Here is a 21,300-nt window from a genome sequence, read left to right on the forward strand (position 1 = left end):
ATAGCTGTCAGCTATAAGCAGGTCGGTGTGGAGCGCAATCACGGCGCCGTGATTGTAAGCACCGCTGTGTTGCTTACAGCTCCCCCGAAGGGGGCGGCGGGTAGTTTTCCAGTAACGCGGCTACCTGTTGCCTGATTTTGTCCCGGCGGGCGGCGCCATGCATGTTTTCTCCGGGAAAGGCGCTGGGATGACGGCTTTTCCACAGCACTTTGCCTGAGCCAGGCTGAATCAGCAACAGTGTCAGGTGTTGCTCGCGCCGGGTGCCGTATATTCGCTCTTCATCCCAGAACCGGCTCTGGCCGAACATATTGGGCATAGTGCTGAGTACCCGCACACTTTCATCAAGCCGGTAGCTCAGCCAGAGTGAGGCCTGCTCCGGCTCACTGAGTATCAGGCCCCGGCCGGGAAGAAGGGCCTGAACGGCAGCCGTAATACGGGCACCATCCAGGCTGTTGGTATCGACATCCGGGGATAGCGCAACGGTATCAAACTGGCTGAAGTCTGTATTTTCCGCGTAATCATAAGGAGCAGCGCAACCGCTCAACAACAGTGCTAACGCTAATATCCGTAACATCACCGCCTCCCGGTATCTTTACCTGTTATTGTCTTCCTGAGCGACGGCCTGGCCCTGTTCACCGACCAGCCGAATATCCACCTGCTGATGCGGAATGCGGATATCGTGCCGGCGCAGCCGCTCAAGCAGCAAGTGGTGCAGCTCGTGTGTCATGGGCATCCGGTGGCCCATATCATTAACATATACCCGTACTTCATAGACCAGTGCCGAGTCGGTGAGTTCTATCAGAAAGGCTTCCGGAACCGGGTTATCGAGAATGAGGCTGCACTCGCTAATAGCATCCTGCAGTAGCTGCTGTACTGTTTCTACATCCGCATCCAGCCGTACCCGCACATAGAGCTTGACCCGGGTAATGGCATCGGAGAGCGACCAGTTAATAAACTGCTCGGTAATAAACGCCTTGTTGGGCACAATAATTTCACGCCGGTCCCAGTCTACGATGGTGGTGGCCCGGGTTTTTATTTTGGAAATGGTACCGGTCAGGTCACGAATGGTGACGGTGTCGCCGATGCGAATGGGTTTTTCAAACAAAATAATCAGGCCAGATACAAAGTTGGCAAAGATTTCCTGTAAGCCAAAGCCCAGACCGACCGACAGCGCCGCCACCAGCCACTGCAGTTTGGACCAGTCAATGCCCAGCATGGCAAAGGTCGCAAAGGCTCCGAACAGTAGCACCAGATATTTGGAAATGGTAGTAATGGCAAAGCCGGTGCCAGGCGACAGGTTAAGGTGTTGCAGTACACTCAGCTCCATTAATCCGGGCAGATTACGGGCGGTGATCAGTGTCATTATTGCCAGGAACAGGGTTAAAACCAGATCTTTCAGGGAAATGGGGACCAGGGTGTCTTCGCCTGCCAGGCTGCTGGAAACATGCCAGACATTAATGCTGTCAAGGAAGCTGAAAGCGGTGTTGATTTCTGACCACAGCAGCATCAGGGTCAGAATGTAACCCAGCATCAGCACCGAGCGCAGCAGCCCCAGTGACTGAGCACTGATGGCATCCAGATCCACTTCTGCCACGGCCGCGGCTTCGGCTTCCGGGCTGGGAGGGGTTTCCTGAGGTTCGTCACGCTCTTTTTCTTTGCGCTGGGCCAGTATTTCTGCCCGGCGGGCTTTGGCCCGTTCAAAGGCGAGCCGGCGGCGCTGCAGCAGCATCCAGCGGCGCACCGAGTAATAGGCCATCACGAAGCCAAGACCGGCCAGCACCGAAATTTCCAGCTGGCGCAGTAATGTATGGGCCGTAAACAGATATCCCATAGTAGCAGCGGCACCGGCCAGCAGCGGGGCGATAATCAGCAGTCCCCAGAGCAGGTGATTGGCCAGTGTCAGGTGTTCCTTTTGCGGTGCCGAGACCAACAGAGGCATATCCTGGCGATATAACCGCCAGGAGAACAGGCTGAGCAGGACGCAGGTATAGATAAATGCCAGCCGGCCCAGGGTATCGTAGAGGGAAAACTCTCTGAATTCCTTGGCGGTATAAAACAGCAGCAGCATGGGCAGCAGACTCAGCATCAGGGCCCGGAATTGCCGCCATACCTTTCTGACTCGTTCGGCAGGCAGATTAAAGTGCATGACCAACAAGCCTTTCGGCTGGGTGAGGTTGCCAACCAGCAGCAAAATAAACACGGGCAGCATCAGCGCACGCAGGGCGACCGACAGCGAGACCACAATGGGGGATGCCAGCGGGGAGTCAATGGCATGCGACAGTAAAGACAGCAAGGCCGGTATCGGTACTGCGGTCAGCAGGCTCAGCAACAGGGTGTTGAAGGTGTAACCGTATTTGTCCAGGGTGACGTTCCCGATACGCGAATGGATGCGTTCCAGATAGTCTTTCTGGCTGCGCCGGCTGAGCAGCCACAAGTAAAGGACCACCATGGTACTGATACCATACAGTGTCAGGCTGGCGCCGCTTTGCTGCTGCAGAGCGCGGGGCAGAGCGGTCCAGGTGGCGGTACGGGCAAGCCAGTCCAGGGTTTCCATCATGGCGGCAGGGAAGCTGCTGCCGATCGGGCGAAGATCGGGCAGCCAGAACAGACGCTCGTCGGTCAGGGTTCTGATTTCTTCCAGTTGACTGTTTTGGCGGCTGTAGGCCACCTTAAGTCGGGTTTGCTCATGAATTTCTTTATCGGTGACAGACAGCAGCCGCTCCAGCAAACGGGCGCGGGTGTTAAGCAGTTCATCCAGCAGCAATTGCTGTTCTTCGTTCAGCTCCTGTTCCTGGGTCAGCAGGCGATTGTGGTAAATATGATTATTAATGTCGTCGAGCGCTTCCTGATAGCCATAACGATCTACCCTGCTTTGTACTATGCGGGCTTCAAGCTGGCGCAGAGGGTAAGAGGCGGGGAGCTCACTCAGACGATTACGCAGGTTTTCCCCGAAGCCCCGGCTTATCTCCAGCCATTCCAGCTGTTCTTTCAGGTTGCTTTTAAGGGTACTCAGTTCACTGACGGCATTTTCCACCGTTTGGTTTTCCAGCTGCAGGGCCTCAATGGTGCGACTGCGTTCTGCCAGTGACGAGGATAATTGCTGATTGCGTTCCTGCTCCCGGGCAAGCAGAGGTGAGCTGGTTTCGACTTCATCCAGCAGTCGTTCACTTTCGGCAATGGCCGCTTCGGTGGTTGCCCTGCGCAGCTCGTTCTGGCGGTTTTGCAGGGCGTCGATGTATTGCTCGAGGTCGTTCAGCCGGCTTTGTAATATGTCCAGCCTGAGCTTATTCAGAGTGTCGCGGTTCCCTGCTGACAGTTGTTCCAGCTCCAGCATTTGCAGGCGTCGTTGCAGGGTCTGCTCCTGGACCATGGTCAGAATGCGGTTGGCATTTTGCTGCCGGCTGGGGTTTTCGGTAAATTGCTGTTGATCCAGGGTTTGCTGGGTCTGGCGCAGTTGCTGACGTAACTCATCAAGCTGGCTGTGTACGCCACCGCTGCTCAGTTCCTGCAGGTTCAGGGTGTTGGTCAGTTCTTCCCGCTGACGTCGCAGTTCCAGCCGGCGGGCCTGGGCATCTACCAGGGCCTGATCGAGATCCACACCGTCAAGCAAGGCAATGTTTTCGGTCGTGGTCTGCTTCAGGCTGGCTTTTTGCTGTTCCAGTTTTTTCAGTGCCGCCGGAAATTCATCCATAAACTTGCGCAGACTGTCGGTCTGGCTGCGATAGCGTTCTCCTTCACGCACCAGTTGCAGCGCCTGACTATAGCTGTCACGCAGCTTTTGCAGTTCGGGTTTGTCCCCTTCCGGAATTTCTTTCAGCAGTGCCTCAATATCGGCCACGCTTTGATCTGCCGGTACCGTAGCCGGCAGAAATAACAACGTGAAAAACAACAGAATAGGGACAAACACGACGGCCTCTCTCAGCTAGGCTGGTTTAATTATGGTTGAACTAGGTGGCCAAAACTGGTGCCCATTCGGGTGGGAGTGCCGGGCTCCAGCTCTTCGTTAAGGGCGACCTTGTTGGGGCCGAACAGGCAGACAACGGTGCTTCCCAGTTTAAATCTGCCCATTTCTTCCCCTTTGCTCAGGCGTGGCGCAGTGTCTGGATGATAGTCCCAGCGCTGTACCTGTTTGCCTGGCGGCGGGGTGACGGTGCCGGCCCATACGGTTTCAATACTGGCAACGATGGTGGCACCGACCAGCACCATGGCCATGGGGCCGGCACTGGTATCAAAAATGCACACCACCCGTTCGTTGCGGGCAAACAGCTCCGGTACCCGGGATGCGGTCAGCGGGTTGACGGAAAACAGCTCACCGGGCACATACACCATGGTTCTGAGCACGCCGTCGAGCGGCATATGAATACGGTGATAGTCCCGTGGGGCCAGGTAGATGGTGGCAAAGTCACCGCCCAGAAAAGGAGCAGCCAGTGCCTTATCGCCACCCAGCAGGGCTCGGGCACTGTAGTCGTGGCCTTTGGCCTGGATAATGCGGCCCTGTTCGATGGGAGCCAGCTGGCTGATGGCTCCATCTACCGGCATGGCCAGTGTTGTGGGATCATCCACGACCGGACGGGCACCTTCTTTCAGCGGGCGGGTAAAAAACGCATTAAAACTTTTGTAGTGCCCGGGTTCGCTATGGGCGGCTTCGCTCATATCCACCTTATACCGGCGAATAAAGTGTTTAATCAGCCATTGGGTCAGTGCACCGGCCTCGGCGGCAGCCAGTTTGCCTACCAGGCGGGACACTGCATGTTTGGGCAGCAGATATTGCAGTAAAATTTTGAGGTGATCTTTCATTCTGGTTTTATACCGTCAGGAATTGGGGTGGTAGCGGTCGGGTTTATCCGCCATGGCGTCCATAATGCGATGATAGCTTTCCAGGCGTTCGGCATGAATACGGCCATCGGCCGCGGCCTCCTGCAGCAAGCAGCCGGGATCATTGCCGTGTTTGCAGTCACGAAAGCGGCAACCGCCCAGATAGTTGCGAAACTCACGAAAACACCAGGCAACCCGCTCGGGTGCCAGATGCCAGAGAGAAAATTCTCGGATTCCGGGAGAGTCAATTAATGAGCCGCCGGTAGCAAAGTGATAAAGACGAGCAGTGGTAGTGGTGTGCTGGCCCAGGCCTGAGTTATCAGACACGGCACCGGTCTGGGCTTCCACATCCGGCATAATGGCATTCACCAGAGACGATTTGCCCACGCCCGACTGGCCGACAAAAATGCTGGTGTGATCGCTCAGTGCCTGCTGCAATTCGGCCAGCCCTTCACCGCTATCACAGCTCACCAGCAACACCTGGTAACCGATATCACGGTAACGCTGCAGATCCTGCTCGGCCTGTTGTCGTTGTTCGTTGCTCAGCAGATCGACCTTGTTGAGCACCAGCATGGGCGGCATGTCCACATCTTCGGCGGCCACCAGGTAGCGGTCGATGATATGGCAGCTCAGCTCGGGCAAGACGGCGGAGACCACCACTATCTGATCGATATTGGCGGCCACGGGTTTGATGCCGTCGTAATAGTCCGGGCGGGTCAGCACGGTGGTGCGCGGATGCACTGCTTCGACTACGCCGCTGATGCCCTGCAGGGCATCGGTACCCGGCCGCCAGACGACCCGATCGCCGGTGACCAGCGAGCCCAATGTGCGGCGCAGGTTACAGCGATGAATGTTGCCGGTGTTGTCTTCTATATCGGCATGCTGGCCAAAACGGCTGATCACCACCCCTTCTTCCGGTGCGCCCAGCAAGGTATCGTCAATCGTTTCGGCCTGCTGTTTTTTCAGCCGGCGGCTGTGATTGTCGCTAACGCGGCGCTTCTGGCCTTTACTCAGGCGTTTCTTCTTGGTCACGCTGTCCTCGAACCTGTTTTCACTGCCGGCTATGATACACTTTCCCGTTCAATCTTGTCCTTATTTGCCAAGCCGCAGGAAAGCAAACCATGAGTCAAAGTGCAGAAAATCTGGTGTGGATCGATCTGGAAATGACCGGGCTTGACCCGGATGAACACCGTGTGATTGAAATTGCCAGTATCGTGACCGACAAGGAGCTGAATATTCTGGCTGAAGGCCCTGTGCTGGCTATTCATCAGAGTGAAGCCGAACTTGGAAAAATGGATGACTGGAATGTACACACCCATACCGGCTCCGGTCTGATCGCCCGGGTGCAGGCCAGTACCATTACCGAAAATGAGGCAGTGGAACAGACGCTGGCGTTTTTGCGTCAGTGGGTGCCGGAAGGCAGCTCGCCCTTGTGTGGTAACTCCATTGGCCAGGACCGTCGTTTTCTGGTGCGGCACATGCCGGTACTGGAAGCCTTTTTCCATTACCGTAATGTGGATGTCAGCACGGTAAAAGAGCTGGTGCGCCGCTGGCAGCCGGCATTGCTGGAGCAGTTCACCAAAAAGGGCAGTCACCAGGCGCTGGACGATATTCGGGAGTCCATTGCCGAACTGCAGTTCTACCGTCAGCATGTGTTTACCATTTAAGCGGTTTTCCGGTGTATTTAAACCGGTTGGCGACATTTTCGGCAAACGGAAATAACCTTCAAAAAAAGGCTTGCATTCGATCGGGGGGTGCTTATAATTCGCCACCCGTAGCCAAGAGGAATTGTGAAGCAAGCCACTGGTTACGGTAAGTGCGGGAATAGCTCAGCTGGTAGAGCACAACCTTGCCAAGGTTGGGGTCGCGAGTTCGAATCTCGTTTCCCGCTCCAAATTACAAGATGTCGTTTGACCAGAACGGTATCTAAAGCAGCGTTAAACAGGAATGGCTCGGTTGATACAGAGCATGACCTTGCTGAAGTTGATGATGGTCGCGCCGCGGCTATACACAACATAAAAGTTTACGCGGGAATAGCTCAGCTGGTAGAGCACAACCTTGCCAAGGTTGGGGTCGCGAGTTCGAATCTCGTTTCCCGCTCCAAATTACAAGATGTCGTTTGACCAGAACGGTATCTAAAGCAGCGTTAAACAGGAATGGCTCGGTTGATACAGAGCATGACCTTGCTGAAGTTGATGATGGTCGCGCCGCGGCTATACACAACATAAAAGTTTACGCGGGAATAGCTCAGCTGGTAGAGCACAACCTTGCCAAGGTTGGGGTCGCGAGTTCGAATCTCGTTTCCCGCTCCAAATTACAAGATGTCGTTTGACCAGAACGGTATCTAAAGCAGCGTTAAACAGGAATAGCTCGGCTGATACAGAGCTTGACCTTGCTGAAGTTGATAAGGGTCGCACCGCGGCCATACACAATATAAAAGTTTACGCGGGAATAGCTCAGCTGGTAGAGCACAACCTTGCCAAGGTTGGGGTCGCGAGTTCGAATCTCGTTTCCCGCTCCAAATTAAAAAAACCGACCCTTAGGTCGGTTTTTTGCGTTTTAAAAGCAAAAAGTTTAAAAGGGCGCCGCGGCCCCTGTGCCTTCACCGAATGCCGTTTGCCCTCAGTTCCGGGTGTTTTCCCGTGTCGACTGGGAAATGGGGCGGGCGTTAGCGCGCATGAGCCGGCATGCCCTTGTCTACGGCCCGGATTAAACGGGCAGTTTTACGGTTCTGGCTTGCCAGCTTCTCGGTCTGCTGAGTCAGTGCCCAGTCAATATGCTCTTGTACCATCTCATCCACTTCATCCCGCTTTTGCTCCAGTGCCTGTATCACCATGGGGCTTGCCGGTGCATTACCCAGCGCTACGGCAATGTTACGCAGCCAGCGGCGGTAGCCAATCCGGCGAATGGGACTGCCTTCAGTTACTTTCAGGAAGTGGGCTTCGCTCCAGTCAAACAGCGCCAGCAATTGCGGCGCATGCAATTGCTCTCTTGGGGAAAAATCCGGCTCCTTGCTGGCATTGGCAAAGCGGTTCCAGGGACAGATCAACTGACAGTCGTCGCAGCCGTAAATACGATTACCCATCAGCGGGCGGAGGGCTTCCGGTATGGGGCCGTCCAGTTCAATGGTGAGATAGGAAATACAGCGCCGGGCATCGACCACATAGGGCTCCACAATGGCTTGAGTGGGGCAGATGGTCAGACAGGCCACACAGTTGCCGCAGCCTTCTTCTACCGGTGAGTCTACCGGCAACGGCAGGTTGACCAGCAATTCCCCCAAAAAGAAAAAAGAGCCCTGCTTCCGGTTGATGATAAGTGAGTGTTTGCCGGTCCAGCCCAGGCCGGCATTAACAGCCAGCGGCCGCTCAAGCACTGGTGCCGAATCAACAAAAGGGCGGGCTACCAGCTCGGCGGCCCGCTCCTGAATTTTGTCTGCCAGCTTTTTCAGTCTGTTGCGCAGCACTTTGTGATAGTCCCGGCCCAGGGCATAGCGGCTGATATAGCCTTTGTCCGGATTACTCAGTACATGGGCAATGGCTGCCTGCTCAGGCAGATAACTCATGCGTACCGAAATGACCCGTAAGGTGCCCGGCAGCAGTTCATGGGGGCGGGCGCGCATCATGCCATGGCGAGCCATATACTCCATTTCCCCGTGATACCCTTTTGCCAGCCATTCTGCCAGCAACGGCTCCTGATCAGACAAATCGGTATCGGTAATGCCGGCCTGGTCAAATCCTAGCTCTGCTGCCCAGAGCTTGATATCGTGAGCCAATGCATCGAAATCGGGAGTGGTCATGAGCATTACCGGTCTGGAAAAGCCCCATATTCTAACACAAGGACTCTGGCTGCCGGAGCAGATTAGAGAGGGTGAGCGGCAAGCAGCCGCGGCCATGGGCATGGCCATGTTTGAACTGATGTCCCGTGCCGGGCTGGCTGCCTTTGAACTGGCCCGGCGGGAGTGGCCCGGTAGCCGGCACTGGTGGGTTTTTTGCGGAGGGGGCAATAATGGCGGTGATGGCTATGTGGTTGCCCGGCTGGCCCGGGCTGCCGGTATCAAGGTGCAACTGGTGCAAATGGGCGATGCAGATGCCCTGACTGGCGATGCGGCCATTGCCCGGGATCATTACCGTGCCGACGGTGGAGCCATAGAAAGGCTGGGAGCGTTGCAGGGAGCGCCTGATCTGGTAATCGATGCGGTGCTTGGGACCGGCCTGAATGGAGCTCCTAGAGAGGTAGCACAACAGCATATTGATGTTATCAACCGGCAGCATGTACCGGTACTGGCCATTGATGTTCCTTCAGGACTGTGTGCCGGTACCGGCTGCATTCCCGTAAAATCGGTGTCTGCTGCTGCCACCATTACTTTCGTCGGGCTTAAGAGCGGACTGCTGACCGGTCGGGGGCCCGATGTCTGTGGTCGCCTGTGGCTGGCAGATCTCGGCATTCAGCACCGGTTGGAGCAGCAGCCGGCGGTACAGTTATTACACTGGCACCATCAGCGGAACCTGTTGCCCGTGCGGCGGTGTGGTGCTCACAAAGGAGAAACCGGCCGTTTGCTGGTAGCGGGAGGATACCAGGGTATGAGCGGGGCCATCCGGCTGGCGGGCGAAGCAGCATTGCGTTGTGGGACCGGCCTGGTGCGGCTGCTCAGCCATGCAGGCCATGTTCACTGGCTGAATCTGACCCGGCCTGAACTGATGACGGCTGTGTTCCCCGGCTTTGAGCAGTGGGCTTGGTCTGATGCCCTGATTGTCGGCCCCGGGCTCGGGCGCCATGACTGGAGCCGGCAACTGCTGACTGCTGCGCTCGCGGCGGGCAAGCCGATGGTGATCGATGCAGATGCTCTGCATTTGCTTAAAGAACGGGTGTCGGCTAGTACGGTGATCACTCCGCACTCCGGGGAAGCGGCTGCCATGCTGGGGTGCACGGCGGCAGAAATAGAGTCAAACCGGCTGCTGGCGGTACAGCGGCTCAGGGAACAAACCGGTGCCGTTGTGGTCCTGAAAGGGGCGGGAACCCTGATTGCCGGTGAACAGGGGCTGGCGCTGTGCCCGTATGGTAATCCCGGCATGGCATCAGGAGGTATGGGTGACCTGTTATCTGGTATAATCGGCGCTTTTCTGGCCCAGGGACTGGCACCGGAGCAAGCCGCCCGGCTGGGAGTGTGTCTGCATGCCAAAGCCGGCGATATGGCCGCCCAGTCTGGCATGGTAGGCATGCTGGCATCAGATTTGCTCAACCCCATAAGAAGCCTTATCAATCGAACGGACGAATATGACAACAACAAGCCTGACTCTGACACTGGCCGATGAGGCCGCCACCCTGGCGCTGGGCGATGCCCTGGCCCATAGCAGTGACGCTGCCTGTGTCATTTTTTTGCATGGTGAGCTTGGGGCCGGAAAAACCACGTTCAGCCGTGGCGTTATTCAGGCGCTGGGGCATCAGGGAAACGTAAAAAGCCCCACCTATACCCTGGTTGAGCCTTACCAGTGTGGTGAGCGCGCGATTTATCATTTCGATCTTTATCGCCTGGCGGATCCGGAAGAACTCGAGTATATGGGCATTCGCGACTATTTTACCGACAACAGCCTGTGTCTGGTGGAGTGGCCTGAGCGAGGAACGGGCATGCTGCCTGCTCCGGATCTGGATATTACCTTCAGTTATGACGGCGATGCCCGTCGTGTGGTATTGCATGCCAGCACCGACACTGGCCGCAATATGCTTAAGGCGGTGCAGTCATGAGAGCCTTACTGGGATTGTTTTGCTTATTGTGTTCTGTCGGTACCTGGGCCAATCAGCTGGAAGGCATTCGTATCTGGCCCTCTCCCGATAGTACCCGCATTGTGCTGGATATGCAGGGAAGCCCGCGTTTTGATCATTTTATGCTGAATGGTCCGCACCGGCTGGTGGTGGATCTGGCGCAAACCCGGAGTCAGGTAAATTTCTCAGCCATTAAAAACAGCAGTGAGCTGATCACCCGTATTCGTGACAGCAAGCCTGCTCAGCCAGGCAGCTACCGGTTGGTGTTTGAGCTGACGACACAGGTCAAGCCGGTGGTATTTCCACTGGCTCCGGCAGGGAATTATGGTCACCGGCTGGTGATCGACCTGCCCTACCAGGATCAAAGCCGTAAGCCAGAGCCAGCGGTGCACAAACTCGCCCCGGCCGGGTTGCGTGAGCTGGTGGTGGCCATCGATGCTGGTCACGGTGGTGAAGATCCCGGCGCGGTGGGTCCCAAAAAGAACCATGAAAAGCACATTACGCTGTCCATTTCCCGCCGGCTGGCCGAGCTGATTAATAAGGAGCCTGGGTTGCGGGCCGTGCTGACCCGCACCGGTGACTATTACGTTAACCTGAATCAGCGTTCGGAAATTGCCCGGAAGGCCGGTGCCGATCTGCTGTTGTCTATTCATGCTGACAGCGTGGCTAATCAGGGCCCGCGCGGTGCTTCTGTCTGGCTGTTGTCATCGAACCGGGCCAACCGGGAAATGGCCGGCTGGCTGGAAAAGCAGGAGCGTCAGTCTGAATTGCTGGGTGGGGTGGGCGAAGTCATTTCCCAGACCGATGGTAATCCTTATCTCACCCGGACGTTTCTTGATCTGTCGATGGACCGAGCCCGGGCCGACAGTTATGCCATCAGTGAACATATTCTGGCAGAAATGGCCAAGGTCGTTCGGCTGCACAAGCGCAAGCCCGAGCACGCCAGCCTGGCTGTGCTCAAGTCGCCGGATATCCCTTCGCTGCTGATCGAGGCAGGGTTTATTTCCAACCCCCATGAAGAACAGTTGCTGCTGACCTCGTCTCATCAGCAAAAAATTGCCAGGGCATTGTTGAACGGTATCAAGTCCTATTATCGTCAGAATCCACCCAATGGCACCATGATGGCTGCCAAGGTTGCTCCGGGATCGTCCATTCGTCATACGGTGAGAAATGGTGAAAGTCTTTCGGTGATTGCCAAGCGTTACGGCATTTCGGTGAATCGCATCAAGGGCCATAACGATCTGCGGAGTGATGTGGTCCGGGTCGGACAAATATTGAATATACCGGGTAGCTAAGCATGGGAATACAGATCCTGCCGGCCCGGCTGGCTAACCAGATTGCCGCCGGTGAAGTGGTCGAGCGGCCGGCTTCAGTGGTCAAGGAACTGGTGGAAAACAGCCTGGATGCCGGTGCCACCCGCATTGACGTTGATATAGAAAAAGGCGGAGCCAAGCTGATCCGTATCCGTGACAATGGTTGTGGCATCGACAAAAACGAGCTTACGCTGGCATTGTCCCGTCACGCTACGTCCAAAGTCAGTACGCTGGATGATCTCGAGGCGATTGTCAGCCTGGGTTTTCGCGGCGAAGCGCTGGCTTCCATCAGCTCGGTATCCCGACTGCTGCTTACGTCCCGCACTGCTGAGCAGGAGGAGGCATGGCAGGCCATGGCCGAAGGCCGGGATATGGCGGTTCAGCTGCAACCGGCGTCCCATCCGCAAGGGACTACGGTGGAAGTGGCCGATCTGTTTTTTAATACACCGGCGAGACGGCGCTTTCTGCGCACCGAAAAAACCGAATTTGGCCATATTGACGAGGTACTGCGGCGCATTGCGCTCAGCCGTTTCGATGTCAGTATTACGCTGCGGCACAACGGTAAACCGGTGCGTCAGTACCGGGCCGGCACGTTGCCTTCTCAGCACGATAAGCGGCTGGCGGCAGTGTGTGGTCAGGCCTTTGTCAGTCCGTCCCTGAAATTCGACAGTGAGCATCACGGCCTGCGCCTGTGGGGCTGGCTGGCACCCGCCTCGGCGGCCCGCAATCAGCCCGATGTACAGTACACCTATGTGAATGGCCGCATGATGCGTGACAAGCTGTTTAATCATGCCGTGCGTCAGGCCTATGGGGAGCGGCTGCCGGCGGAAGGGCACGCTGCCTTTGTGCTTTATCTGGAGCTGGATGCCCATGAGGTGGATGTCAATGTGCACCCCGCCAAGCATGAGGTGCGTTTTCATCAGGCCCGGCTGGTGCACGACTTTATCTATCAGGTACTGCAGCAAACCCTGGAGCAGGAGGAGAGTGCGCCTGCAGGGTCAGCGGAACAAACGGAAACAATAGGCTTTTCCGGCGAGCCCGATGCAGGATACGACGCTCAGTATGATTCGGCAGCGGTGTCATCGGCTCCGCGTTATACACCTGCCGGACATGGCTACGGGAAAAGACCAGAACGCAGTGACAGCGCTCTCAGTCAGCGCCAGTGGCAGGGGGTAGACAGCCTGATGACCACCTTGCCTAAAGAGGACAATGCTGAACCGCCAGCCGTTACCCCAGCTGGAGCTCCGGCAGACGGGGCTCCCTTATTGCTGGAACAGAACCGGGTACTGGTGGTGCGTTATCGCGAGCGGTTGTGGGTGTGCGAGCTGAATCTGGCCAGCGCCTGGCTTAACGGCCGGGCTCTGCTGGCAGCCTGGCAACAGGGATTAACGCCCCAGCCACTGTTGTTGCCAGTTCGTTTGTCGCTGCCGGCCGGGCAAAAACATCTCATCACGACTCATGAAGCTTTATTACAAAAGCTGGGGTTGGAGTTGAAAACGGGCCCTGGTGACACCATTATTCTCACCCGGGTACCTCAGCCACTGCGTCATGCGGATCTGGCCCGCCTGTTTCCTGAACTGCTGGTGCGGCTGGAGCAGGAAGAGGCTCGCCGGCCTGACGCCCTGTGTCACTGGCTGACACAGCAGGCGATTGCCAGAGAAGAGTGGAACTGGCAGCGTGCCACTGTGCTGTGGCAGCAACTGCTGCCCGAGCTGAGCGAACCGCTTCCGGAGTTTATGTGCCCGGTAGACCTGCAACCGCAACTGAACAGGTGGATATATGGGGACTAAGCCCCTGGCAATATTCCTGATGGGGCCGACCGCCTCGGGTAAAACAGGCCTGGCGACACAGCTGTGTCGTGAGCTTCCTTGTGACGTGATTAGTGTCGACTCTGCACTGGTCTATAAAGGCATGAATATCGGCACCGCCAAACCCACGGCTGAGGAGCTGGTCACCACACCGCACCGGCTGATCGATCTGATCGACCCGGCCGAGGCTTATTCCGCTGCCGACTTTCGCCGTGATGCCCTGGAAGCCATGCGCGACATCACCGCTGCCGGCCGTATTCCGTTGTTGGTGGGTGGCACCATGCTGTATTTCAAGGCGCTGCTGGAGGGATTGTCGCCCTTGCCATCGGCGGACGCCGCCATCAGAGCAGACATTGAACGTGAGGCCACCGAACATGGCTGGCAGGCGCTGCATCACGAGCTGGCGCGTATCGATCCTATCTCGGCTGCACGCATTCATCCCAACGACCCTCAGCGGCTGTCCCGGGCGCTGGAAGTTTTTCGGATTTCCGGTAAAACGCTCACAGAATTGACTCAAAGCAAGGGTGATCCCTTGCCTTACAAAGTGTTACAGTTTGCGATTGCACCGGCAGAGCGTGCCACCCTGCATCAGCGTATTGCCGAGCGCTTTGAACAGATGGTGCAGCAGGAGTTTGAACAGGAAGTCCGGGCTCTGTATGAACGAGGGGATCTGCACCCGGAACTGCCTTCAATTCGCTGTGTGGGCTACCGGCAAATGTGGGATTACCTGGCCGGCAATGTTGGCTATGATGAAATGGTACAGCGAGGCATTGCCGCCACCCGTCAGTTGGCCAAACGGCAATTGACCTGGTTACGGGGCTGGCCCGAGCTGACCTGGCTCGATACTGACGACAAGGACGCCGGACGGCAGCTGATTGAGCAGGTAATGCTGGCTCAATCAACAGAACAATAATAACTTTCCACTATTACAAAAGATAAGGACAACAAAAATGGCTAAGGGGCAATCACTGCAGGATCCGTTTTTGAACGCACTGCGCCGGGAACGGGTACCCGTCTCTATTTATCTGGTGAATGGCATCAAGTTGCAGGGCCAGATAGAGTCTTTCGATCAATTCGTTATTCTGCTGAAAAATACGGTCAGCCAGATGGTATACAAGCACGCCATTTCCACCGTGGTTCCAGCCCGGCCGGTACAGCACCTGACGGCGACTGGTGGCAATCAGGATCAGGCGGACAGCGAGCAGCAGGATCAAGCTTGAATCTGAACACTTTTACCAGCAGCCAGCATGTCGCACTGACACCGGCCAGGCGACGGAGGAGCCCCTTTGTTTGAGCGTTATCAGGGTGGTGAGTCCGCCATTTTGGTTCATATCAATTTTACCGACGACAGCGAACGGGAAGATCTTGAAGAACTTGAGCTGCTGACTGACTCGGCGGGTGTCACGACTTGCGCCGTTGTGACCTCCAGTCGGGCGGCCCCTCAGTCCAAATTTTTTATCGGCACCGGCAAGGTAGAAGAGCTGGCTGCACTGGTGCAGATGCATCAGGCGGATGTGGTTATCTTCAACCACAGCCTGTCACCGGCTCAGGAGCGAAACCTGGAGCGGGAAGTCAAATGCCGGGTACTGGATCGTACCGGTCTTATTCTCGATATTTTTGCCCAGCGAGCCCGTACTCACGAGGGTAAGCTGCAGGTTGAACTGGCCCAGTTAAGTCACCTGTCTACCCGGCTGGTGCGGGGCTGGACCCACCTTGAACGGCAAAAAGGGGGGATAGGTCTGCGCGGGCCGGGTGAAACCCAGCTCGAAACCGACCGCCGCCTGTTGCGCGAACGTATTAAATATATCCGTAAGCGTCTTGAAAAAGTGTCACGTCAGCGGGAGCAGGGACGACGGGCACGTCAGCGTAATGAGATTCCCACGCTGTCTCTGGTGGGATATACCAATGCCGGAAAATCAACCCTGTTTAATCGCCTGACACAGGCTGGGGTGTATGCCGCAGATCAGCTGTTTGCCACGCTGGATCCTACGTTACGTAAAATCGAGCTGCCCGATGTGGGAGCGGCCATTCTGGCAGACACCGTTGGCTTTATACGTCATCTGCCTCACGATCTGGTCGCGGCCTTTAAAGCTACGCTGCAGGAAACCCGTGATGCGGATCTGCTGCTGCATGTGGTGGACTGTGCCGACGAACAGATGCGCGATAATATCGATGAAGTGAACTCGGTACTGGAACAAATCGAATCTGATGAAATTCCGGTGCTGATGGTTTACAACAAGATCGATAAGCTTGACCAACCCTTGCCCCGCACTGAACGTGATGATGAGGGCCGGCCCCGTGCGGTGTGGGTCTCGGCACAACAAGGCCTGGGCATTGATGGCTTGCTGGAAGCGCTGAATGAGCGCTTGGCCGGCACTCTGGTTGAGCATCGGCTGACACTGCCACCTTCGGCTTCGCGTCTGCGCAGCCGGCTTTATGCGCTGAATGGCATCGTGGCGGAGTGCTTTGGTGAGCAGGGTGAGTATGTGGTGGATATACGTTTGCAGCAGGCCGACTGGCACCGGCTGCTCAAACAGGAAGGTGAACAACTGGAACGCTTTATAAGTGATTGATTGCCTGAATGATCGATTACTTGATAGAGTTAATTTTATAAACCGGAAAGACGGAGATACAAATGGCTTGGAATGAGCCTGGAAATGGTGGCAAAGACCGTGATCCCTGGGGGAATGACGGCAAGCATCAGGGTCCGCCGGATCTGGACAAGGTGATTCGTAACCTGAGCGGAAAACTGGGCGGACTATTGGGCGGTCGCAGTTCTGGCGGCGGCGGTGGTGGTCTTGGCTCTTTCGGAGTGATAGTCGCGCTGGTGATTGCACTGTCGGTATGGGTGGTCAGTGGTTTCTATACCATTGGTGAAGCCCAGCGAGGTGTGGTGCTGCGCTTTGGCAAGTTCTATCAGACGGTAGAGCCAGGTCTGAGCTGGAAAGCCACTTTTATTGACCGGGTGTATCCGGTGGATGTTGAAACCGTGCGTTCTCTGCCTGCGTCCGGCTTTATGCTGACCCGGGACGAAAACCTGGTGCGTGTTGAAATGGATGTGCAGTACCGGGTTATCGAGCCCCGTGACTATCTTTTCAACGTGACCAATGCGGATGACAGCCTGCATCAGGCGCTCGACAGTGCGCTGCGTTATGTTGTTGGTCACAGTACCATGGACGACGTGCTGACGGTGGGGCGTGAACGGGTACGACAGGAAACCCGAGAGTTGCTGCAAGAGATTATCGAACCCTATCAGCTGGGCCTGATGATCCTGGATCTTAACTTCCTGCCGGCTCGTCCGCCGGAAGAAGTAAAAGATGCCTTTGACGATGCAATTGCTGCCCAGGAAGACGAACAGCGCTTTATTCGTGAAGCCGAAGCCTATGCCCGGGAAATTGAACCCAAGGCAAGGGGTCAGGCTCAGCGTCTGTTGCAGGAAGCGGAAGCGTATAAACAACAGATCTCTCTGCGTGCAGAAGGTGAAGTGGCCCGTTTCCGTGAGCTGCTGCCTCATTATGAGCTTCAGCCTGATTTGACTCGTCAGCGTATTTACCTTGAAACCATGGAAGAAATCTACAGCAAGGTTAACAAGGTCGTGGTTGATACGCCCGAAGGTAATAACAGCCTGATGTATCTGCCGCTCGATAAGCTCATGGAACAACAGGCACGGCGCGACACCAAGGTGGATCCCAATGTGATCACGTCAGATTACCTGAACAACACCAACACTTCTTCCGGTCAGGACAGTGGCCAGCTTCGGCCGACTACCGACAGAACCAACATTCGTCCGACGTCAGGGAGAAACTAAGCGATGAAAAGATTATTAATCGTGGTGCTGGCCCTGCTGGCGATTTTGCTGTTTTCTTCGGTCTTTGTGGTAGCCGAAGGCGAGCGGGGTATCGTACTGCAATTTGGTAAGGTGAAGCGCGAACAGGACTCGGAGTTGCCGGTGGTGTATCAGCCGGGTCTGCATTTCAAGGTGCCGATGATCGATCAGGTGCGCAAACTTGATGCCCGTATCCAGACTCTGGATGACCAGGTTGATCGTTTTGTGACTTCCGAGAAAAAAGATCTGATTATCGACTCGTACGTGAAGTGGCGTATTGATAACTTTGCTTCGTACTATCTGGCCACCGGTGGCGGTAACCGGCTGCAGGCCGAAAGCCTGTTGCGCCGGCGGATCAATAACAGCCTGCGTTCAGAAATCGGTAGCCGTACCATCAGCGATATTGTGTCTGGTGAGCGTGGTGATGTGATGGAAAGCGCGCTGAAGGGGCTGCTGGAGTCGTCATCCGAGCTGGGTATCAAGGTATTGGACGTGCGTATCAAGCAGATTAACCTGCCTACTGAAGTGTCCAACTCCATTTATCAGCGTATGCGTGCTGAACGTACTGCTGTCGCCCGGGAGCATCGCTCTGAAGGTCGCGAGCAGGCCGAGATTATCAAAGCCGAAGCGGATCGCCGGGTAACGGTCATGATTGCCGATGCTCAGCGCAACTCCCGTACTCTGCGTGGTGAAGGCGATGCCGAGGCAGCCAAGATTTATGCTGATGCCTATGCGGCGGATCCTGAATTCTTCACCTTCATTCGCAGCCTTGAAGCTTATCGCAAGAGCTTCGAGCAGGGCGGCGATATGATGATCCTCAAGCCTGAAGGGGATTTCTTCCGCTTCCTCAAGGATCCCTCCGGATCCAACTAACAAAAAAAGCCCGGGTAACCGGGCTTTTTTATTACCTGGTAATATTTTCAGCAATCTGGCCGTCTGGCAGTTCCGGCTTTGGTCAAAATTTGGTAGACTCCATTTTTAACAACTCGACAGTTAGTGAAAATGGGACAAAACGTTGTTGTACTTGGCACCCAGTGGGGTGACGAAGGCAAGGGCAAAGTTGTCGATCTGCTGACCGACAAGGCTCGTTATGTTGTACGTTATCAGGGCGGCCACAATGCCGGACATACCCTGGTCATCGACGGCAAGAAGACCGTCCTCCATCTCATCCCCTCCGGTATCCTGCGCGACAATTGCACCTGTATCATTGCCAACGGCGTGGTGCTGTCTCCTGACGCCTTGCTGAAGGAAATGGCCGGTCTGGAAGAAAACGGTGTACCGGTGCGCGAGCGCCTCAAGCTGAGTGAAGCCTGCCCGCTGATCCTGCCTTACCATGTTGCCATGGACCAGGCCCGGGAAGTTGCCCGTGGTGCCAAGGCCATCGGCACTACCGGTCGTGGTATCGGTCCTGCCTATGAAGACAAGGTAGCCCGTCGCGGTCTGCGCGTAGGTGACCTGTTTGACATGGCTTCCTTTGCCGAAAAGCTGAAGGAAATCGTGGCCTACTATAACTTCCAGCTGAAGGGCTTCTACGGCGCTGATGAAGTGTCCTACGATGAAGTTCTGGAGCAGGCCAAAGGCTACGCCGAACTGCTGACCAGCATGGTCGTTGACGTGACCGACATGCTTGATAAGGCACGTCGCAACGGTGACCGCATCATGTTTGAAGGTGCCCAGGGCACTTTGCTCGACATCGACCACGGCACTTACCCTTACGTGACTTCTTCCAACACCACCGCCGGCGGTGTGGCCACCGGCTCTGGTTTTGGTCCCTGCTACGTGGATTATGTGCTGGGTATCATCAAGGCCTACACCACTCGCGTGGGCTCTGGCCCGTTCCCCACCGAGCTGTTCGATGACGTGGGTGAGCACCTGGGTGTGAAAGGTCACGAGTTCGGTGCGACCACCGGTCGTAAGCGTCGTACCGGCTGGCTGGATGCAGTGGCGATGAAGCGCGCGATTCAGGTTAACTCCATCACCGGCTTCTGCCTGACCAAGCTGGACGTGCTGGATGGTCTGGAAGAGATCAAGATCTGTACCGGCTACCAGATGCCTGATGGCTCCGTACAGGACGTACCGCCCATGGCTGCCGAAGGCTACGAGACCGTGACCCCGGTGTACGAAACCATGCCTGGCTGGAGCGATAGCACCTTTGGTGTGACCACGGTTGAAGGCCTGCCTCAGGCTGCTCGTGATTACATCAAGCGTATCGAAGAGCTGACTGGCGTACCCGTGGACATCATCTCTACTGGTCCGGACCGCGCCGAGACCATGATTCTGCGTCATCCGTTCGAAGCCTGATTCTTCGACGCACGCAGTCAAACGCCAGCCGTAAGGCTGGCGTTTTTGTTGGTGCTTAAAGTGCGGTTCAGAAGCCGCGAAGGGGCAGGGTATTGCCGTTCAGGTGGGCCGCACCGGGAGTTTCTCGGCAGCGCCTGCACTAAGGACAGATCCAGAGAGGATCTTTGATGATCCACTAACGGTGCTGTCTGGATCCTCTGATGATCGTACCAGAGAGCAAAACGCCAGCCGTGAGGCTGGCGTTGTTGTTCCGCTCAGAACTTGCCGGAGGGAAACGTGGGTGATTAGCTGGTTCGTTCCACTGCCATATGCGCCAGATCCACCAAGGCTGTCTTGTGTTCTGAGTCGGGCAACACATTCAGGGCGTCAATGGCTTTCTGCGCTTCTTCCCGGGCGCGTTGGCGGCAATATTCCAGCGCTTCGGTCTGTTCAAGAATTGCCATTATCTCATCAAGGTGTTCCATTCCGGTGCGATTGGTAATGGCATCGCGAATACGCTCACACTGGGCCGGAGTTCCTTTTTCCATCGCCCGCAGCAAAGGCAGGGTAGGCTTACCTTCCGCCAGATCGTCGCCCACGTTTTTACCCATGTCGCTGGCCTCGGAGCAATAGTCCATGACATCGTCCATCAGCTGAAAGGCGGTGCCCAAGTATTTACCGTAGTCGAGCATGGCCTGTTCGGTGGCGTCGGGCTGGTGAGTCAGGACTGCCGCCAGCCGGGTGGCGGCTTCAAACAGCTTTGCTGTTTTGCAGTAGATCACCTGCATGTAGCTGTCTTCGGTGGTGTCGGGGTCGTTGCAGTTCATCAGCTGCAGTACTTCCCCTTCAGCAATGACGTTGGTCGCTTCGCTGAGCAGTTGCATGATGCGCATGCTGTTCAGCTCGGTCATCATCTGAAAGGATCGGGTATAAAGAAAATCGCCCACCAGCACACTGGCGGCATTGCCAAACAGAGCGTTGGCGGTGTCCCGGCCCCGGCGCAGATCTGATTCGTCCACCACATCATCGTGCAGCAGGGTGGAGGTGTGAATAAACTCAAGCAGAGCCGCCAGCTTGATGTGATCTTCACCTTCGTAGCCAAGGGCTCTGGCCGAGAGCACGGTGAGCATGGGGCGCATGCGTTTGCCACCGGCGCTGACAATGTAAAAGCCAAGCTGGTTAATCAGACTTACATCCGATTGTAACCGCGTCATGATGAGTTCGTTGACCGCATGCATGTCCTGCTCGGTCAGTTGTTTAATTCTTTGAATATCTACCATAAAAATTATAAGCCGGACGATGCAGCGTGAATTCAATAATGTTAGGATTTTACACGATTCGTCAAAGGGATAAACCTGTCCGGGCAGGCATGGTCTGCAATGCGGACGGGCATCATTTTTTTGCGCTCTCTCCCCTTGTCTCGGGGGATCAATTTGCGTACAATGCGCGACCATTGTAAAACAGTTTTAGTGCACAGCCCTTTAGCGGGCATTAGTGC

Annotated in this window: 17 protein-coding genes and 4 tRNA genes; 15 read left to right on the forward strand and 6 right to left on the reverse strand. The window is 56.0% G+C overall.

Going from position 1 to position 21,300, the window contains the following annotated elements:
• Positions 1-73: 73 nt before the first annotated feature.
• From B6S09_RS14455 to rsgA, 4 genes are read right to left on the reverse strand one after another with little or no spacing between them, the layout of a single operon-like run.
• Entirely contained in the window at positions 74-574 is a 501-nt protein-coding gene (locus B6S09_RS14455; protein ID WP_094279201.1) for a DUF4136 domain-containing protein, read from the reverse strand.
• An 18-nt stretch (positions 575-592) separates the two neighbouring features.
• Entirely contained in the window at positions 593-3,907 is a 3,315-nt protein-coding gene (mscM, locus tag B6S09_RS14460; protein WP_094279202.1) for a miniconductance mechanosensitive channel MscM, read from the reverse strand.
• A gap of 29 nt (positions 3,908-3,936) precedes the next feature.
• A complete protein-coding gene (gene asd, locus B6S09_RS14465; RefSeq protein WP_094279203.1) occupies positions 3,937-4,797 on the reverse strand; it encodes an archaetidylserine decarboxylase in 861 nt (286 codons plus the stop codon).
• Between the two features lie 15 nt (positions 4,798-4,812).
• A complete protein-coding gene (gene rsgA, locus B6S09_RS14470) occupies positions 4,813-5,847 on the reverse strand; it encodes a small ribosomal subunit biogenesis GTPase RsgA (RefSeq protein WP_094279204.1) in 1,035 nt (344 codons plus the stop codon).
• Positions 5,848-5,936: 89 nt separating this feature from the next.
• On the opposite strand from rsgA, the gene orn reads away from it, so the two are divergent.
• From orn to B6S09_RS14495, 5 genes are all read left to right on the forward strand, one after another.
• The gene (orn, locus tag B6S09_RS14475; protein ID WP_094279205.1) at positions 5,937-6,482 is read left to right on the forward strand and encodes an oligoribonuclease; all 546 of its coding nucleotides are present in this window, start codon (positions 5,937-5,939) and stop codon (positions 6,480-6,482) included.
• 151 nt (positions 6,483-6,633) lie between these two features.
• Positions 6,634-6,709: transfer RNA gene (locus B6S09_RS14480), tRNA-Gly, on the forward strand.
• 133 nt (positions 6,710-6,842) lie between these two features.
• Positions 6,843-6,918 (forward strand) — tRNA-Gly (locus tag B6S09_RS14485).
• A gap of 133 nt (positions 6,919-7,051) precedes the next feature.
• Positions 7,052-7,127 (forward strand) — tRNA-Gly (locus B6S09_RS14490).
• Between the two features lie 133 nt (positions 7,128-7,260).
• Positions 7,261-7,336 (forward strand) — tRNA-Gly (locus B6S09_RS14495).
• A gap of 147 nt (positions 7,337-7,483) precedes the next feature.
• Here B6S09_RS14495 and queG read toward each other — a convergent pair.
• A complete protein-coding gene (gene queG / locus B6S09_RS14500; RefSeq protein ID WP_094279206.1) occupies positions 7,484-8,611 on the reverse strand; it encodes a tRNA epoxyqueuosine(34) reductase QueG in 1,128 nt (375 codons plus the stop codon).
• On the opposite strand from queG, the gene B6S09_RS14505 reads away from it, so the two are divergent.
• The 10 genes from B6S09_RS14505 to B6S09_RS14550 all read left to right on the forward strand — a co-directional run bounded on the left by B6S09_RS14505 (position 8,610) and on the right by B6S09_RS14550 (position 19,823).
• Positions 8,610-10,127: an NAD(P)H-hydrate dehydratase gene (locus tag B6S09_RS14505; protein WP_094279207.1), complete on the forward strand. Its 1,518-nt coding sequence runs from the start codon at positions 8,610-8,612 to the stop codon at positions 10,125-10,127. The two genes, queG and B6S09_RS14505, sit on opposite strands and share 2 nt — an antisense overlap.
• Entirely contained in the window at positions 10,090-10,557 is a 468-nt protein-coding gene (gene tsaE, locus B6S09_RS14510) for a tRNA (adenosine(37)-N6)-threonylcarbamoyltransferase complex ATPase subunit type 1 TsaE (protein WP_094279208.1), read from the forward strand. Before B6S09_RS14505 ends, tsaE begins: the two co-directional genes overlap by 38 nt.
• Positions 10,554-11,870, forward strand: a complete 1,317-nt coding sequence (locus B6S09_RS14515; RefSeq protein WP_094279209.1) for an N-acetylmuramoyl-L-alanine amidase — start codon at positions 10,554-10,556, stop codon at positions 11,868-11,870. The genes tsaE and B6S09_RS14515 overlap by 4 nt, the downstream gene beginning before the upstream one ends.
• 2 nt (positions 11,871-11,872) lie before the next feature.
• Complete coding sequence (mutL, locus tag B6S09_RS14520) at positions 11,873-13,678, forward strand: DNA mismatch repair endonuclease MutL (protein ID WP_094279210.1); 1,806 nt, start codon at positions 11,873-11,875, stop codon at positions 13,676-13,678.
• Positions 13,668-14,609, forward strand: coding sequence for a tRNA (adenosine(37)-N6)-dimethylallyltransferase MiaA (gene miaA / locus B6S09_RS14525; protein WP_094279211.1), 942 nt, complete (start codon positions 13,668-13,670; stop codon positions 14,607-14,609). Before mutL ends, miaA begins: the two co-directional genes overlap by 11 nt.
• Positions 14,610-14,646: 37 nt before the next feature.
• Positions 14,647-14,916, forward strand: a complete 270-nt coding sequence (gene hfq / locus B6S09_RS14530) for an RNA chaperone Hfq (RefSeq protein WP_094279212.1) — start codon at positions 14,647-14,649, stop codon at positions 14,914-14,916.
• Positions 14,917-14,982: 66 nt separating this feature from the next.
• Positions 14,983-16,269, forward strand: a complete 1,287-nt coding sequence (gene hflX, locus B6S09_RS14535) for a ribosome rescue GTPase HflX (protein WP_094279213.1) — start codon at positions 14,983-14,985, stop codon at positions 16,267-16,269.
• Positions 16,270-16,331: 62 nt separating this feature from the next.
• Complete coding sequence (gene hflK, locus B6S09_RS14540) at positions 16,332-17,504, forward strand: FtsH protease activity modulator HflK (protein ID WP_094279214.1); 1,173 nt, start codon at positions 16,332-16,334, stop codon at positions 17,502-17,504.
• A 3-nt stretch (positions 17,505-17,507) separates the two neighbouring features.
• A complete protein-coding gene (gene hflC, locus B6S09_RS14545; protein WP_094279215.1) occupies positions 17,508-18,395 on the forward strand; it encodes a protease modulator HflC in 888 nt (295 codons plus the stop codon).
• A gap of 129 nt (positions 18,396-18,524) precedes the next feature.
• Complete coding sequence (locus B6S09_RS14550) at positions 18,525-19,823, forward strand: adenylosuccinate synthase (protein WP_094279216.1); 1,299 nt, start codon at positions 18,525-18,527, stop codon at positions 19,821-19,823.
• A 284-nt stretch (positions 19,824-20,107) separates the two neighbouring features.
• On the opposite strand, the gene ispB is transcribed toward B6S09_RS14550, so the two are convergent.
• A complete protein-coding gene (gene ispB / locus B6S09_RS14555) occupies positions 20,108-21,082 on the reverse strand; it encodes an octaprenyl diphosphate synthase (RefSeq protein ID WP_094279217.1) in 975 nt (324 codons plus the stop codon).
• Positions 21,083-21,300: the final 218 nt, after the last annotated feature.

The sequence above is a fragment of the Oceanimonas baumannii genome, assembly GCF_002245495.1.
In the GTDB taxonomy this organism is placed as follows: Bacteria; Pseudomonadota; Gammaproteobacteria; order Enterobacterales; family Aeromonadaceae; genus Oceanimonas; species Oceanimonas baumannii.